The sequence below is a fragment of the Dyella japonica A8 genome (assembly GCF_000725385.1).
Taxonomy (GTDB): Bacteria; Pseudomonadota; Gammaproteobacteria; order Xanthomonadales; family Rhodanobacteraceae; genus Dyella; species Dyella japonica_C.
Genome location: NZ_CP008884.1, coordinates 2,150,908 through 2,166,506 on the forward strand (window position 1 = coordinate 2,150,908; position 15,599 = coordinate 2,166,506).

Annotated in this window: 10 protein-coding genes; 1 reads left to right on the plus strand and 9 read right to left on the minus strand. The window is 65.0% G+C overall.

Going from position 1 to position 15,599, the window contains the following annotated elements; all coding sequences use genetic code 11:
• Nucleotides 1-14: 14 nt before the first annotated feature.
• The 9 genes from rapA to HY57_RS08875 all read right to left on the minus strand — a co-directional run bounded on the left by rapA (nucleotide 15) and on the right by HY57_RS08875 (nucleotide 14,323).
• A complete protein-coding gene (rapA, locus tag HY57_RS08835; protein WP_019465793.1) occupies nucleotides 15-2,855 on the minus strand; it encodes an RNA polymerase-associated protein RapA in 2,841 nt (946 codons plus the stop codon).
• Nucleotides 2,856-2,978: 123 nt separating this feature from the next.
• Nucleotides 2,979-7,091, minus strand: coding sequence for a pilus assembly protein (locus HY57_RS08840; protein ID WP_019465794.1), 4,113 nt, complete (start codon nucleotides 7,089-7,091; stop codon nucleotides 2,979-2,981).
• A gap of 109 nt (nucleotides 7,092-7,200) precedes the next feature.
• Nucleotides 7,201-7,794, minus strand: a complete 594-nt coding sequence (locus HY57_RS08845) for a hypothetical protein (protein WP_158407924.1) — start codon at nucleotides 7,792-7,794, stop codon at nucleotides 7,201-7,203.
• Nucleotides 7,795-7,804: 10 nt separating this feature from the next.
• A complete protein-coding gene (locus tag HY57_RS08850) occupies nucleotides 7,805-8,992 on the minus strand; it encodes a PilW family protein (RefSeq protein ID WP_019465796.1) in 1,188 nt (395 codons plus the stop codon).
• A 28-nt stretch (nucleotides 8,993-9,020) separates the two neighbouring features.
• On the minus strand, nucleotides 9,021-9,461 hold the full coding sequence (locus tag HY57_RS20815; protein ID WP_050997930.1) for a type IV pilus modification PilV family protein: 441 nt from the start codon (nucleotides 9,459-9,461) through the stop codon (nucleotides 9,021-9,023).
• A complete protein-coding gene (locus tag HY57_RS20820) occupies nucleotides 9,458-10,042 on the minus strand; it encodes a pilus assembly FimT family protein (protein WP_081500669.1) in 585 nt (194 codons plus the stop codon). Before HY57_RS20820 ends, HY57_RS20815 begins: the two co-directional genes overlap by 4 nt.
• Nucleotides 10,042-10,491, minus strand: a complete 450-nt coding sequence (locus HY57_RS22110) for a type IV pilin protein (protein ID WP_019465799.1) — start codon at nucleotides 10,489-10,491, stop codon at nucleotides 10,042-10,044. The genes HY57_RS20820 and HY57_RS22110 overlap by 1 nt, the downstream gene beginning before the upstream one ends.
• Before the next feature lie 355 nt (nucleotides 10,492-10,846).
• Entirely contained in the window at nucleotides 10,847-11,524 is a 678-nt protein-coding gene (locus HY57_RS08870; protein ID WP_019465800.1) for a Fe2+-dependent dioxygenase, read from the minus strand.
• Between the two features lie 492 nt (nucleotides 11,525-12,016).
• Nucleotides 12,017-14,323 carry a catecholate siderophore receptor Fiu gene (locus HY57_RS08875; RefSeq protein ID WP_019465337.1) on the minus strand — a complete coding sequence of 769 codons (2,307 nt, stop codon included), beginning with the start codon at nucleotides 14,321-14,323 and terminating at the stop codon, nucleotides 12,017-12,019.
• A gap of 291 nt (nucleotides 14,324-14,614) precedes the next feature.
• On the opposite strand from HY57_RS08875, the gene panE reads away from it, so the two are divergent.
• Nucleotides 14,615-15,544: a 2-dehydropantoate 2-reductase gene (gene panE / locus HY57_RS08880; protein WP_019465336.1), complete on the plus strand. Its 930-nt coding sequence runs from the start codon at nucleotides 14,615-14,617 to the stop codon at nucleotides 15,542-15,544.
• Nucleotides 15,545-15,599: the final 55 nt, after the last annotated feature.

Sequence of the window (15,599 nt, forward strand, 5' to 3'; positions counted from 1 at the left end):
GTATCCGGGCGCGCTTAACGAAGCGCCAGGAAGTCCGGGCTCACCACGAAGCGTACGGCATCCAGGCGCAGGCGCGCTTCCGGCAGGGCCTTCAGCATCGCGGTGCGTTCGTCTGCCACGGCGGCGATTTCCGCCTCGCTGATCGCCGGGTTCACCGCGCGCAGGGCGAGCAGGCGGGACAGCTCCGCGTCGAGCACCTCGGTGGCCTGGGCGACGGCGTCGTCGATGTTCACCTTGGCGCGCTCGCTGGCGATGGCTTCCGCCTTCTCCAGCATGGGCGGCACCAGCTTGCCGAGGAACTTGCGGTAGCGCGCCACCTCGATGGTGCGGTCGGCGGCCTTGCGCAAGGCGATGTCGCTGGGACGGAAGTCCGCGCGTTCGGCGAGGCGGGTGTCGATGGTGACCACGATGGGCTGCGGCGGCAGGAAGCGCTCGGCGTCCAGCTTGCGGTCGGCCACGCATTCGACCAGGAACACCGATTGCAGCAGCGCGCTGCGCGGGGGCAGGGCGTCGTCCACGAGGAAGGCGGCGTTGCCCTGTTCGTTGGACAGCGTAAGGTCCAGCGCGCCCATCACCATCGGGTGATCCAGCCGCAGCAGCGGCAGCTCTTCGCGAGCCAGTGCGACCTCGCGAGCAAAGGTGACGGCCTGCGGGCCTTCGGCGAAACCGGGCAGCGCATCGGTAGAGAGGTACTGCGGATCGAGCAGCAGCACCTTGCCGCCCAGTTCCTCGGCATGGATGCCGAAGCGCTCGAGCAGGCCCTGGATAAAAGCGTCGCGGCTCGGGTCGTGGTCCTCGCGGGTGAAGGCCTGCTGCAGCTCGTCGGCATGCAGGTCGCGGCTGGCGGCGAGTTCGAGCAGGTGGTCGCGGCCGTCGCGGATCAGTGCGGCCATTTCCTCGTGGGCGCCGCGCGTTTCGGCGAGCAGCACATCCAGCTCCTGGTCGCGGTTGTCGTCGCCGCGCGCATGTTCGTCGGCGAGGCGTGCCAACGCGTCGCCGAAGCGGCGCAGCAGTTCGCGGCCGTCGGCCGGGCTGATGCGGAACGCATCGATGCCTTCGTCGTACCAGCGAGCCAGCACATGCTGCGCGCTGTCGGCGACGGCGAGGATGTGGATGCTGATGTCGTGCTTCTGGCCAATGCGGTCGAGGCGACCGATGCGCTGCTCCAGCAGGTCCGGGTCCAGCGGCAGATCCCACAGCACCAGGCGATGGGCGAACTGGAAGTTGCGACCTTCCGAGCCGATCTCCGAGCACAGCAGCAGGCGCGCGCCATCGGGCTGCGCGAAATACGCCGCGTTGCGGTCGCGCTGCACGATGCCCAGACCCTCGTGGAACCGGGCGACGCCCACGCCGCTGCGGGTACGCAGGGCTTCTTCCAGCGCGAGCACCTTGGCCTGGCTGCGGCAGATCAGCAGGAACTTGTCCTGCGGATGCGCCTCGAGCAGGGCGACCAGCGTGTCGATGCGCGGATCGCTGGTGTAATCCACCTCGATGGCCGGCGGCGGCTGCTGGATGTCGGCATGGAACTCGGCAAGCAAGGCCTGGCGGCCATCCTCGCTCAAAGCGTCCTTGTCGATCAGGTGCCACTCGGGGACGCGCTTCGGGAAGCCACCGATGCTGGCGCGCCGGTTGCGGAACATGGCGCGGCCGGTGCCGTGGCGGTCGATCAGCGCGGCCAGGATCTCGCGCGCGTTCTCTGCCTTGGCCGTGTCGGTCAGGCGGCCGAGCAGGGCGTCGTCGCCGGCGAAGGCATCGCGCAGCGTGGCGAGCTGGGCATCGTCGAGCGCCTGGTTTTCCAGCAGGCGGTCCGCGACCTTCGACAGGTTGTGGAACCGGTCGGACTCGGACAGATAGACGTCCAGATCGTGATAACGCTGTGGATCAAGCAGGCGAAGGCGCGCGAAATGGCCGCTGCGGCCCAGCTGTTCCGGCGTGGCGGTGAGCAAGATCACGCCCGGCGTGGCGGCGGCGAGCTGGTCCACCAGGGTGTAGCGCGGGCTGGCCGCCTCCGGCGTCCAGGCCAGGTGATGGGCTTCGTCCACCACCAGCAGGTCCCAGTGGGCGTCGAGCAACTGCTGCGCGCGCTTGGGCGACTGCTCCAGAAAGGTGAAGTCGGCGATGACGAGCTGTTCATCCTCGAAGGGGTTCGCGCCGTCGCCAGCCTGTTCCAGCGCCTCGCAGCGTTCTTCGTCGTAGATGGCGAAGCTGAGGTTGAAGCGGCGCAGCAGCTCCACGAACCATTGGTAGACCAGCGTGTCGGGCAGCAGCAACAGCACGCGGCCGGCGCGGCCGGTGGCGAGCTGGCGGGCAATGATCATGCCCGCTTCGATGGTCTTGCCCAGGCCCACTTCGTCGGCCAGCAGCACGCGGGGAGGGCGGCGCGACGCGGCGATGCCGGCTACGCGCAGCTGGTGCGGCACCAGGCCGATGCGCGAGGCACCCAGGCCCCAGGCCGGCGACCGGCGCGCGTCGGCGCGGCGCTTGAGGCCTTCCAGGCGCAGTTCGAAGTGGGAGACGGGGTCGGTGCGGCCACCGATCAGGCGGTCGTCGGCCTGGCTCACGCTCTGCTCGTCGTCGAGCTGGCCTTCCTCGAGCTCGCGGCCCTCACCGCGATAGACGAGCAGGTCCTCGCGCACTTCCACCCGCTCGACCAGGAAGGCGATGCCCTTGCCCGCCACGCGCTGGCCGGGGCGGAACTCCGCGCGCACCAGCGGCGCCGAGTCGATCGCGTAGGGGCGCAGCACGCCCGCCTTGGCGAACAGCACCTGCACACCGCGTCCCTCGACGCGCAGCACGGTGCCAAGGCCAAGCTCAGGCTCGGCGGTGGAGATCCAACGTTGACCGGGAACGAACATCAGCGGTACCGCAAGTTGCAAGGACCGCCAATTATCCGCTCAGTGGTTGTGGATGCCTAGAGAAAGCTGGGTTCCCCGTCCCCAGAAACAGGAAACCCGGCCGGGGCCGGGTTTCTTGCTGCGTCAGTTGGAAAGGACTTCCCGCCAGTTGACGCGTTGCAGGTACTGGTTGTTGCTACCGCCGCGCATGTTCGCCATCTGCGGTGCGCCGGTGGCCTGGCCGTACAGCAGTGCCAGTGTCGTCGTGCCGGGGAGTTGCACCTGCTCGATCTTGGTGGGCGCGGATGCCACTGTCTGATATGCCATCTGGTTGCCGCTGCTGTCCACCAGCACCGAGGCGCCGCTGCCGTAGCTGACGGCATAGATGTTGCCAGCCAGGGTGCAGGGGTCGGTGGTGGGGGTCATGGTCGCCCAGGTCAGCGTGTAGACACCGGCGGCTGCATCGGGATCGATCACGATGCGTTCCGTGCCGCCGTTGGTGCCGGCCGACCCGGTGAGGTCGTAAAACCAGCCCGCGTCCGTGTCCTGCATGGTGACGCCCTGCTTGAGGTCGGTCACCTGGTGCAGCGTTGTGGTCTGGCGCTTGATGGGCAGGCCGGTGGTGGAGGGCGTGGCGCTGTCGCCATCGCGGAGCGCGTACATGGTTTCCACCTGCGTGCTGTTCAGGTCGGTGGTATCGAGCGCCTGGCCTGTGCCTACGAACACCCAGCGACGCGTGTCGAGCTGGTTGGAGTTCAGGTCGAGCTCGATGCGGGGTGCCGTGGTCACCGGCTGCACGGATCCGTCGGGAGCGGTGAGCGTCGCGAGGAGCGTCGGCGCCGGGTAGGTGCCCGTGCCCGAAAGATCGAAGCGCCACACATTGCCCAGCAGGTCGCCGGCATAGACCTGCTCCACCGTGTTGTCGGTGATGTCCTTGGTAAAGCCCGTGGCATAGGTGAGGCCGCTGGGTGAGCTGGCCGTGCCCACGGTGGTGCTGAGGGTCTCCAGCAGCGTGCCGTTGGTCGGGTTGACAATATAGAGGTGACCGTTGCCGCTGGGGTTGTCGTAGCCCGAGGTGAACAGTACCACCCAGCCGTACTTGCGCGTCTTGACGACCAGCGGCGGGCCGTAGCTGTAGCCCATGTCCGTAGCGGTGAATTCCCACAGCACCGTGCTCGTCGCCAGCGTCTGTTCCGTCGCCGCGGTGCTGCTCTTCGCGTCGATGGCCGACGGCACGGTGGTGATGTTGAGCGCGTAATAGCCCTTGCCGCCCTTACCAAGGCCGCCAACCAGGATCGTCTTCCAGCTCGCCGTCGTCGCCGTGCTCTTGGCGGGCGCGCTGGTGTAGGGTGTTCCACCGGAGTACGTGTAGTTGAAATCGACGTCAGCAACGGTCGGCGTCGCGTCCACGTAGAAGTGGTGGGCGTAGCTGAGGTAGTTGCTGCTGCTGTCCTGGGTGACGCCATTGAGGATGGAAAGCGCCTGCAGTCCGTTCGTCTGCGGTGTGCTGGTCGGCCCGTTGTAGACGAAGCTGGGGACATAGGCGAACAGCTCGCTGCCGCCACCGGTCACCTGGTTGGTGGCGGTCGCACTGGGCACGGAGAAGTCACCCTCGAAGGCATGCAGCATGCCGTCGTTCGCGCCCGCGTAGACCACGGGAGCGCGGCTGGCCACGGTGGTGGAGAACGCCGAGTAGCCGGGGTTGAAGCTGTCGCTGTACTTCGGCGACAGCGCGTTCTGCACCAGCACCGGTTCGGAATGCACGATGTCACCCAGGATATGCAGGCGTGCTCGATAGGTGGAGCTTTCCTTGCTCTGGTCGCCACGCAGATAGTTCAGCAGGGTGCTGCCGTTGCTACCCAGTGCCGTCTGTTCGGCGGAGGAGAGATTGCTCCAGCGGAACGGAATGGGGCCGGTTCCGCTGTACGAAATGATGCGGCGGCCGGTGTTCCAACCCAGGTTGCCGGTGGTGCCGGTGGCTTGGGCCAAGGCATCGAGCTTGCCCTGGGCGCTCCAGGTCTGGCTGCCGCTGACCGGCGTCACCGAGCCGGGCACGGTGGCCGTGGCTACATAGCCCTGGACATCGCCGACCCAGGCCGAGGGCGTGTAGCTCACCGTGTAGATCGGGAAGCCGGCGACCGGGGAGTAATAGGGTGGCTGCGTACTGTCGGCCACGACATTGGTCAGGATACGGCTGACGTTGATGCCCGGGCCGGCCGCGCTCTGCGGTGTCGTCGAGACCTTGTTGAAGATCTGTTTCAGGCCATTCTGAAGCAGGTCGGGCTGGTTACCTGGGAAGTAGTTGTCCGGGCGCAGGTTGTAGTTGGCCGCCGTACTGTTGTTGGTATGCCAGGTCAGGAAATTGGCGGGCTTGCCGTCACCATTGATGTCGTTGAAGCCGCCGTACTTGGCCGCGAGCCAGTAAACGTTCGGGCCGGGGCCGCCGCTGGTGGTCTTGAACGCGCCGGGGTTGTAAATCGCCGAACCGTTGCTGTTGCCGTCATAACCACCTGGCTCGAGCACGTCGACCGTATAGGTGTCCACGGTCTGTTTGCCGGGCAGCGGGTCGGTGGTGCCGGCAGCCGTGGGGGCGGGGCGAATATCCTGCGTATGCGCGAAATACGCGAGGCCCGCCATGTTGTAGGTCGCATCCGTCGTGCCATTGGGCTCGCTCACGTTGCCAAGCGATACTGCCGTGCTCAACTTGGCGGCCGCCGTGTAGACCGATGCCATGGTGGTCGCTGGGGTCGATTCAACCAATGGCAGGTTGCCGAGCTTCGTCGCATAGAGCCCGGCGTCTGCACCATTCACCGGGGTGAGCGGTGACTGGTTGGGCGAGGAGGCGGCCGGCGGCGAACCGGTGCTCGGCACATAGGTGTCCCACCATGTGTGCGAGTCGCCGATGGTGACGATGGCATTGGCCTGGCACGAGTACTTGACCGGGTCGTTGAGCGACGTCCCTGTGTACATCGGAAAGTTGACGTCCATGGTGTTGCTGGCGGTCGCCGCGGAGGTATAGCCCGTGTCCAGCGGCACGTGCATCAGATAGGCCAGCGCGGCCCAGTAGAGGTCGCCAATGTTGTCGTACTGCTCGTAACCGTTGTTGTAGCCGAACTTGTTCAGATAGTTGATGGCGCCGGATGTCGTGGCCGCGCCACCGCCAGGAGCGAGATTGCCGGCGGAATCAGGATACGGGTTGGTGCTGAATACGCCCGTCATGCAGTCCCATTCGCTGTTGGGGTTCTGATTGGTGGCGGAACAGGGGGCGTAGCCGCGGGCGCCGGTGCCATTGTAGGTATCGGGGCCGTTGTCTCGGGCCAATGCGCGTATGACGCCATTGCCGGGAGCCGTATTGCCTTTCTGGTAGAGATAGGCCGCAGCGCCCACGCGAATGCGTTGGTAGTTCTGCTGGATCAGGCCTTCCGGTTTGTTGTACTTGCCGGAATTGGGGTACGTGTTCTTGGGGTTGGCGTTGCAGTTGCTTTCCAGCATGTTCGCCTTGCAGACCTGCACGGCAGCGTTGTAGGTCACCACGAGGCCGGTATGGCTTTGGCCGCTGGAATCCGTCCACTGCGTCTGGAACCCGCTGTTGTCCGAGATCTCGAACTGCGAGTTCTGCTTGTAGTTGCGGATATAGACCAGTGACGTATTGGAAAACGTTGTATCGCCGATGACCGTGGTCACCGCCACATTGGGTACGCTACCGATCTGCTTGTCCGGGAAGTTGCCGGAACTGCTCTGGCTGTTGAGCTTGGAGCGCAGCAGCACGGTCAATGACGTGGTATCGCCGTTCGTCGCGGTGCCGGGTGATGGCAGTGCCCGGTTGCCGCCCGTCAACGCCTGGCGGAATTCATCCAGTGCCGTCATCGTGGCCCAGTTGAGCATGGCGCCGCTCCAATGGGCCACGTTGCTGGAATCCACGCAGCTGCCGCTGCTGATATTGCCGACCGGCACGAAGTACTGGGCGTTGTTGTTGGTTGTATCCGTCTTGTAGTCGTAGCATTTCGTGTTGTCGAAATAGCCAAGGTAGGTGAGGCTGGTGCTGAAGTCCGTGGTGCCCTTGTAGGCCGCCACGGTGCCGGTGGGGTATTCCACCGACAGCGTCATGATCAGGTTGGCCGGCACGCTGGACGCCGTGCCCACCGGAATGTCCGACAGCGTGGTGGCAGCGCTCGCACCCGATACCAGGGTGAGCGCGCACGTGGCCAGGAAGCTGTGGCGGCGGCGGTTGAAACGATGGCGATGAAAGATACGCATAAGCGATCCCGGATTGCTGGTAGGGGGCCGCGCGGCAAGAGCCGCGCAGCAGCCTGGATGGAAAACGCGTTTGATCCTTCACCCGGTGCCGGGAAAGGATGCTTCACACTCAATGCAACATCGTCTGCACGAACGTCGTGGCGCCCTTGGGTCCCACGATGCGAATGGTCAAGCGATAGCCGGCCAGCGCGCCTGCGGTGAAACCGCCCTGGTTCCCGGTGGTCGAACCGCCCGTCACGGTTGCACCGGGCACCAGGCATTGGTTCGGCGCCACAGTGAGCGGCGGGCCCGCCTGTGGACACAGGCGCTCCACGACATAGCTGACTTTGTCGGTAGTCCCGCTCGGCATGGTGACGGACTTGCCTGCCGTGCCATTGGCCAGCGCTGTCGGTACACCGCGGCTGTCCACGGTCTGCAGAGAGGCGAAGTACCAGGTAGGAGTGCCCAGGTTGGCTTCGCCGATCCCGGTCGACCCGCTAAACGAGGACTGGTTGCTCAGCATGTCCTTGTAGGCAAGCTCGGCTTCCTGCGTCGCGGCCTGCTTGAACGCGATGCTGCCGGCAAGCGTGTTGCTGGTGTCGACAGAGCGCAGCAGTGCGACCGCTGCCAGCAGCGTCACCAGCAGCACGACGACGGCGATCAGCGTGGACACGACGCCGCGCTGCCGATGGCCTGCTTGAGGGTTCTTGGAGTGAGTACGCATGGCAGCCGGCTCAGAACAACCGCGTGATCAGCGAGTTGCGGATGGGAATGGTGGTGTCGTAGATCTTGTAGCGGTACTGCGTCTGCGTGCTGATCGTGTACTGGTCAGCGGCAGGCAGGTCCTTGAACAAGGTCAGCGTGGTCGACCCACCGGTGTAGTCGGTACTGTGCTCCGGCAACTGGCTGCGCGAGACCACCACCAGGCGGATCGCCTTGATCTGCTTGTACGCCTGCGCGGCTACCGTCTGGCTGGCCATGATGGCGCTGATAGACCACGTCGTGCCCGATGGCTTCACCCATTCGTCGATGATGCCGTCGCCGGCCACGCCACTGCCGGGAATGCTGGCCGTGGTCGTCCCGTCGTCGACGCCATAGAGCGCCTTGATCGCCACGATGCCTTCATTGATGGGCTGCGTTGTCAGGCCATCACCGCGCAGCATGTCGTAGGTGACCAGCGAGCTGGTCGTCGTGTCGACGCCATACAGGCTGAAGACCGGTTGCTGGCCGATGTCGAACACGTAAGTCGCAGCGGTCATACCGGTGGACGGGCCGTCGTTGGCCGACAGGCTCATCTGGTTGGTCGACAGCGTCACGGTACTGGCTTTGCCCATGATGCAGTTGCCACCTGTCGTGGCACCGATGAGATAGTCGCCGCTGGCAATGCCGAGCGCGTTGTCCAGCACCAGCGTCGAACTGGTCGACGTTGCCTGGACGGCGCCCTTGAACACCGTGCCGGCCGGATTGCCGGACACCACGGCCAGCGTGTCGGAAGCGGCATTGCCATTCGCATCCGTACCACCCGCCGAGATCAACACAGGCATCACGATGAGGTTGACCGGTGTGGCCGGCGAGCTTTGCGGCCAGCCGTTAAAAGGGGCGGGGAGCGCCCTGGCGGCAGGTATGACCTCGTTGCCGCCAGCATAAGCCGCGATGGTGCAGCCCCACAGGCCGTAGGCATAGCCCTGGGTAAACCCCGAACCTGCCGTGCGAATCTGGCGCTCCATCTCGAACAGCGAGTAGCTGCCGTTCTGCTGCGCATCGCCGCCGCTGGTGGCGGTGCGCTTGGGACCTTCGAAGGCGGCAAACGCCGCCATCATGGCGAGCACGCAGATGATGCTCACCACGACGCCGACCAGCAATTCGACCAGTGTGAAGCCGCGCGCGCACTGGCGCTCGCTACACGCAAGGGGGTACGTCATCGGGGTGTCCAGTCGTGCCATCGTGCGCTCAGGGCTGAATCTGGGTGGAGGCGACATAGGTGTGAAGAATGTTGTCGTCGGGCGACTGCCACTTGATGGTCACGGTGACGTTGTTGTTGCCGTCGACCACGATGGTGGGCACATTGCCCTTTGCCCCCGGCAGGCCGCTGTTGGCGGTGAGCGTGGTGACGTTGGCAGCCCATGTCTTGTAGGCCGCGCCGTCAGGGCTGTTGAAATTCGTCGCGATCGTGCCGCTGGGCGCGTTGCTGTACGTCCACATCTGCGCGATCACCTGATCGGCCAGCATCGCGGCGTCGGTACGGTACTTCGCGGCGCCCGTCAGCCCCACGGCTGCCGACAGCAGGTGCATCAGGCCAAGGATGCCGATCGAAAAGATCACGATGGCGACCAGCGCGTCCATCATCACGATGCCGCGATTCTTCCGGCAGGAACGGGGGCGCCTGTTCATAGGGTGGCGCACCCTTGCGGACTGGTGGCAAGGCTCAGCTGCGGATCGCAGACGTGCACCATGCCGCCTGCGGCGACGGTGGTGACGAGCCAGCGATCGCCCGCCTGGGCGGATGTGTCGATGCGCTTGAGGTCGGTGGTGCCGCTGTAGCTGAGTGGGCGCCCCAGTGAGGTGAATGTGATGCCGATATCGGTGGTGATGCCGGAAGTAAGCTGCGTGGTCAGCGTACCGATCGAGGTTCCGACGTTGACCTTGACGTTGCTGGCGCCGCCCGCGGCGTTGAACGACTGCAGCGTGGTGGCTCCCGTGCCGGTGCAGCCAGTGGCGCCGTTGAGCACACAGACCGTCCAGCTCGCATCCGTCGTGTTGGTGAATTCGAAGCGTACGTTGGTACCCAGCTGCGCCGCCTGGGTGCGCGCGTAGCGCAACGCGTTCTGGACGGATTCCGTCGCGTTGCGGATGCGCGTATCGCGCACCCACCGCTGGTAGCTGGGGACACCCAGCGAGCCCAGGATCGCGAGAACGGCCAGCGCGACCAGCAACTCGATCAGGCTCATGCCCCTCTGTTCGCGCTTAGCCATCAGCAGCCACCCTTGCTCGTGGACCAGCACCCGCTTGTCGCCGAGGTCCAGCCGCTGGGGACGCTCACCGTCTGGCGGGTATTGGTGTTGTCGATCGAATAGACCAGGCCGTTCATCGGCGTGTTGGCGTTGGCCGTGGCCTTGGCGACGAAGGTCTGGGCAGCGGTATTACTGGCATCGGCTGCGACCGTGCAGGAGAAGGTGAAGTACTGCGAGGTGGGATACGCGGGACCTGTCGTCGGGCAGGCGTACACGCGATTGTCCTGGTAGTACTGCTCCATGCTCACGCGATACGCGGACAGGCCATTCATGCCGTCGACCAGTTTGCTGCGCGTGACGTACTGGGCGTACTGCGGATAGGCGATCGCCGAGAGAATGCCGATGATCATGACGACGATCATGATCTCGAGCAGGGTGAAGCCTGCCTGCCGGCGGGAGATGCAGGACACGGAAACCCCTGGCTTGGAAGCGGACGTGACGGTCGGGCCAGGCGCGGCGTTGAGCGCGCGCGATCCACGGCACCGAGCCCCCGCAGAGCGGGACGGCAAAATAGACATAGCGGTTTCCCCTGTTCCTTTGATGCTTCGTCGGCGTGGTCGCAATGACCTGTCGTTACGCCAACACGCGCCCGATCCATCGGAAGGAGCGATAGGAGAATTGTCTTATGGCGGGCGAGGGAGTTCGACTGCCGCTTGTCGGAAAAATACTGCCTTCCGTCATGGATAAGTGATTGAGTTCAAAGAACTCCGTCGCAAGGTTTTGCGATGACTCATCCAGCAGGTTGGCCACTGGATCTGTCGAGCCTCAGGTCTCAGCCCATTGCCTGAGCAGGTTGTGATACACGCCCGTGAGTTGCAGCAGCGCCTGCGCATCGGCGTTGCCCTGGGCAAGGGCCTGGATGGAGGCGTCAAGGTCGAACAGCAGGCGCCGCTTGCCATCGTCGCGGATCAGGCTTTGCACCCAGAAGAATGCCGCGACACGCGCGCCGCGTGTCACCGGGGCCACGCGATGCAGGCTGCTGGAGGGGTAGACGATGATGTCGCCGGCGGGCAGCTTCACCTCGTGTTCGCCGTAGGTGTCGCTGATGATCAACTCGCCGCCGTCGTACTCCTCCGGCTCGGCAAGGAACAGTGTGCAGGAGACATCGCTGCGCAGCTGTTCGCCGCCGGGCAGGGACATCACGGCGCCGTCGATATGGAAGCCATACTGGCCGCCGCCTTCATAGCGGTTGAAGCGTGGCGTGAGCGTGCGCAGCGGCAGGGTGGCAGCGTGATAGGTCGGGTTGCGCGCCAGTGCGTCGAGCACGATACGGCCCAGTTCCGCGCGCAGGGGTGATGCGTCAGGCAGCTGCAGGTTGCGCTTGACCTTGGCGCCCTGGTGGCCCACGGTCTCGCGCCCGTCGGTCCATGCGCCCTGGTCGAGCGAATCGCGCATGGCGCGAACCTGTGCCTTGTCGAGGATGTCCGGAATGTGCAGCAGCATGATGGGGTCCGGTGCTGGTTGCGTTAGTGCAGTGGTCCGCGGGAAGGTTTGCTCATGGGCTTGCTCCTGTGCCCTTTGCATCATGCCTCACCGTTACCCGTTCTTTATTTCTTACCGCCATCCCCAGCCCTCACCGCCATCCCCAGCCCTCACCGTCATCCCCAGCCCTCACCGTCATCCCCAGCCCTCACCGTCATCCTCAGCCCTCACCGTCATCCCTAGCCCTCACCGTCATCCCCAGCCCTCACCGTCATCCCCAGCCCTCACCGTCATCCCCAGCCCTCACCGTCATCCTCAGCCCTCACCGTCATCCCTAGCCCTCACCGTCATCCCTAACCCTCACCGTCATCCCTGCGAAAGCAGGGATCCAGCGTCTTTCGTTCTTGTACGCACATCCAAAGGCACTGGATCCCTGCTTTCGCAGGGATGACGGGCAAGAACAGGAGCGACGGGCAAGAGCAGCGGCGACGGGCGACAGCAGGGCCGCCCCCATCAGAAGCGGACGTTCGCCGTAATCATCGCCGAACGTGGCGTGCCCGGCGTGTAACGGTAACCGCTCTTGTTGATCGCCGCGACATAGTCCTTGTCAAGTAGGTTGTACAGGTTGAGGCGCAGGTCGACATGCTTGTTGATCGGATACGAGGCCATCGCGTCGACCACCCAGTACGCCTTCGTGTACGCGGGCGTGCCGATGGCGCCGTCGACGCCGCGCTGCATGTCGCCGTTGTAGCGTGCACCGCCACCGATGGTCAGGCCGAACGGCAACAAATAGCTGGTCCAACTGGTGAACGCCTTCTTCGGCGTATAGGCGAGGTCCGATGAACCGTCCTGCGCCACGGAGGTGCCGGAAAGCACGCTGGCATTCATGGTGGTGAAGCCGGCGCTTACTGCCCAGTGCTCAGTGAGCTTGCCGACGGCACTCAACTCCACGCCCTGCACGCGCTTCTTGCCGATCTGGTAGTAGAGCAGGGTGACCGGATCCTGCACGAGGTCGTTGCTTACCGTGGTCTGGTACAGCGCGCCGGTGAGCAGGATCTTCTCGTCCAGCAATTCCCATTTCGTGCCGACTTCATAGGTGCGGGCGCGCTGCGGCTGTAGGTTCGGGTTGTCGGCGCTGTTGGCGGCGCTCGACAACGTCAGCGTGTTGCCCCCGGGTGGTTCGGCTGACACGGCGTAATTGACGTAGAACGAGCCGTTGGGTGCCGGCTTGTAGAGCACGCCGAGCTTCCAGTTCCACAGGTTGTCGCCCGTCTTCGTATCCAGGCCCGGCACGGCGCTGCCGGTAGGCAGGCTGCCGCATGTCGGCGCGCCCTTCGCACCACACTGCACCATGCTGGCGTAGTCGGTGTTGTAGTGGTCCAGGCGCACGCCGGCATTCACCTGCCAGTGCTCGGCGAACTTCAGCGTGTCGAACACATAGCCCGAGGCGGTGTTGGTCTTGCCATGGCTGTAGGCGCCGTTCTGGCCGACGATGAGTCCGCTCACATTCCAGTTCGGGTCATACAGGTTGGCTGCCGGCCACGTGGTGCCGTTGAGTGCGCCGTAACCGGTGGCGTTGGCCTTTTCCTGCGTGAGCTCGATGCCGGTGCTCAGGTTGTGCGTGATCGCACCCGTCTCGAAGCTCGCCGTGAGGTTGGCCTGGTCGGTGATGATGCGGTTGTCCTGGTGCTTGAACGTCGGATTGCTGCGGGCGATGGTCCAGGTCGACGGATCATTCGGGTTCGGCGTGAGCAGGTTTGCCGCCGTACCCATGAAGGAGGTCAGCAGATAGTCTTCGGTGGTGCGGCCCCAGCGAAACGTGTTGTGGAACGCGAGCCGGTCGTTGAAGTCGTGCTCGATGCGCGCCGTGAACATGTCGGCGGTGACGTGGTCGTGGTCCGCCGTGGTGCCGTAGAAGTTGGATGAATCCACTTCCAGCGCGTTGGTCAGGACCGGCCGCTTCGGGTCGGGGCTGCTGTAGCCGGGCAGGCCGATGGTCGGCACGCCACCGTCGGGCACGTTGTCCTGCTTCACGTGCATGTAGTCGAGGTACACGCGCGTGGCCGTGCCGATACCGAAGGCGAAGCTCGGCGCGACGGCCCAGCGGTTGTTCTGCACCTTGTCGCGCCCGGGTACGCCGCTGTCCTGGCCCATCACGTTGAGGCGGACGGCCGAGGTATCGGAGATACCCTGATTCCAGTCCGCCGTGGCGCGGCGCTGGTCGGCGCTGCCGTAGGAGAGCGATGCGCTGACCGCGTTGCCCAGTTCCGGTTGCTTGCTGACCATGTTGATCGCGCCGGTGGGGGCGGTGCGGCCGTTGTCGGTGCTGGCCGGCCCCTTGACCACTTCCACCGACTCGGTGTTGAACACGTCGCGCGAAATGGTGCCGAGGTCGCGCACGCCGTCGACGAAGATGCTGCCGGAGGTGTCGAAGCCGCGCATGTAGATCGCGTCGCCCGTCGAGGTGGTGCCGTTCTCGCCGACATAGAACGTACCCACGCCTGGGCTGTTGCGCAGGGCCTCGGTCAACGTGGTGGCGCCTTGCTGCAGGAACAGGTCCTTGCTGATCACGCTGATGGTCTGCGTGGTATCGAGGATGGGCTGCGTGACCTTGGGCGAGGAGAGGTTGTCGACCTTGTAGTCGCTCGTGGTGGAGGCTTGCACCTGCACGCCGGCCAGGTTCTTGGTCGTGGTGGCGTCGGCTGCTGGATCGGCGGCCAGCGCGGGCTGCGTCATGGCCAACCCGGTCATGAGGGTCGCGGTGGCGATGCCCAGGGTGTTGCGGCTGACAGGGTGCTTGCGGCTCGTGATGTGGGCCATGGGGTGCTCGTCGTGAAAGTGGGGCAGTCGGCCCAGGCGGGGCCGGTGAGTCGACGAGTGGCGGCGGCGGGCGTCGATCGCTGCGTGGATCTAACTAATTGAATTGAAATGCCTTTGCCTGACCGGTGATCCATCACCTGAAACAACCCGCCGGCCTGCATTCACTAAATGTTATTGGTAATGAGAATGAGTTGCAATTGATTGTGTAAGACTTGCATCGCCCCGAGTAGGGAAGAGCGGACACACGTGTCTGGGGTAGCCTCTGTGGTCTGAGTGCTTGGAGGACGAACGATGCGGACGTTGGTGATAGGAGCGGGGGCCATCGGTGGCTATTTCGGTGGGCGCCTGCTGGAGAGCGGGGAAGACGTGACCTTCCTGGTGCGCGAGAAGCGCGCGGCGCAACTGGCCGAACATGGGCTGGTGATCCGCAGCAGCCTCGGCGACGCCACCTTGCCAAATCCCGCCACCATGCTGGCGAGCGAACTGCGCGAGCCCCACGACCTCATCCTGCTGAGCTGCAAGGCGTACCACCTGCCGCAGGTCATCGAGGACATGGCGCCAGCGGTGGGGCCGGACACCGTCATCCTGCCCGTACTCAACGGCATGCGGCATCTGGATCTACTGGATGCGCGCTTCGGCGCGGCGCGCGTACTGGGTGGCCAGTGCGTGATTGCCGCCACGCTGGACGCGCTGGGCACCGTGCGCCATCTCAACCAGTCGCACAGCGTCACTTTCGGCGAGCGGGACGGCTCGCGTTCGGAACGTGTCGAACGCATTCTCGCGTCGATGTCGAAAGCGAAGTTCGAGCCGCGCCTGAGCACCACCATCCTGCAGGACATGTGGGACAAGTGGGTGTTCCTCGCCTCGTTGGCCGGCATCACTTGCCTGATGCGTGCGCCGGTGGGCGACATCATGGTCGCGCCAGGCGGTGAGCAGGCGACGCTGCAGCTGCTGGAGGATTGCCGCCGCGTAGCCCGACACAACGGCCACGAACCAAGCGATGCGGTGATCGCGCGTGCGCGCGGGGTGTTGACTGAGAAGGGCTCGGCGCTGAGCGCCTCGATGATGCGTGACCTGGAGCAGGGCGGCCTTATCGAGGCGGATCACGTGGTGGGCGACCTGTTGGCGCGATCGGGCGCGGCGGAGGATGCTTTGCGGATGCTGCGCACGGCTTATGCGCACCTGAAGGCGTATGAGGCACGTTGCTCGCGCGGCAAGTAAGCCGGAGCCTGCCTAGCCTGTGGGAGCGTCCCCTGTGCGCGACAGCCGCACGCTG

Excerpts from the sequence above, each read along its gene's own strand:
- rapA (WP_019465793.1), bottom strand. The coding sequence starts at position 2,855 with ATGTTCGTTCCCGGTCAACGTTGGATCTCCACCGCCGAGCCTGAGCTT.
- HY57_RS08840 (WP_019465794.1), bottom strand. The coding sequence starts at position 7,091 with ATGCGTATCTTTCATCGCCATCGTTTCAACCGCCGCCGCCACAGCTTC.
- HY57_RS08845 (WP_158407924.1), bottom strand. The coding sequence starts at position 7,794 with ATGCGTACTCACTCCAAGAACCCTCAAGCAGGCCATCGGCAGCGCGGC.
- HY57_RS08850 (WP_019465796.1), bottom strand. The coding sequence starts at position 8,992 with ATGACGTACCCCCTTGCGTGTAGCGAGCGCCAGTGCGCGCGCGGCTTC.
- HY57_RS20815 (WP_050997930.1), bottom strand. The coding sequence starts at position 9,461 with ATGAACAGGCGCCCCCGTTCCTGCCGGAAGAATCGCGGCATCGTGATG.
- HY57_RS20820 (WP_081500669.1), bottom strand. The coding sequence starts at position 10,042 with ATGGCTAAGCGCGAACAGAGGGGCATGAGCCTGATCGAGTTGCTGGTC.
- HY57_RS08870 (WP_019465800.1), bottom strand. The coding sequence starts at position 11,524 with ATGCTGCTGCACATTCCGGACATCCTCGACAAGGCACAGGTTCGCGCC.
- HY57_RS08875 (WP_019465337.1), bottom strand. The coding sequence starts at position 14,323 with ATGGCCCACATCACGAGCCGCAAGCACCCTGTCAGCCGCAACACCCTG.
- panE (WP_019465336.1), top strand. The coding sequence starts at position 14,615 with ATGCGGACGTTGGTGATAGGAGCGGGGGCCATCGGTGGCTATTTCGGT.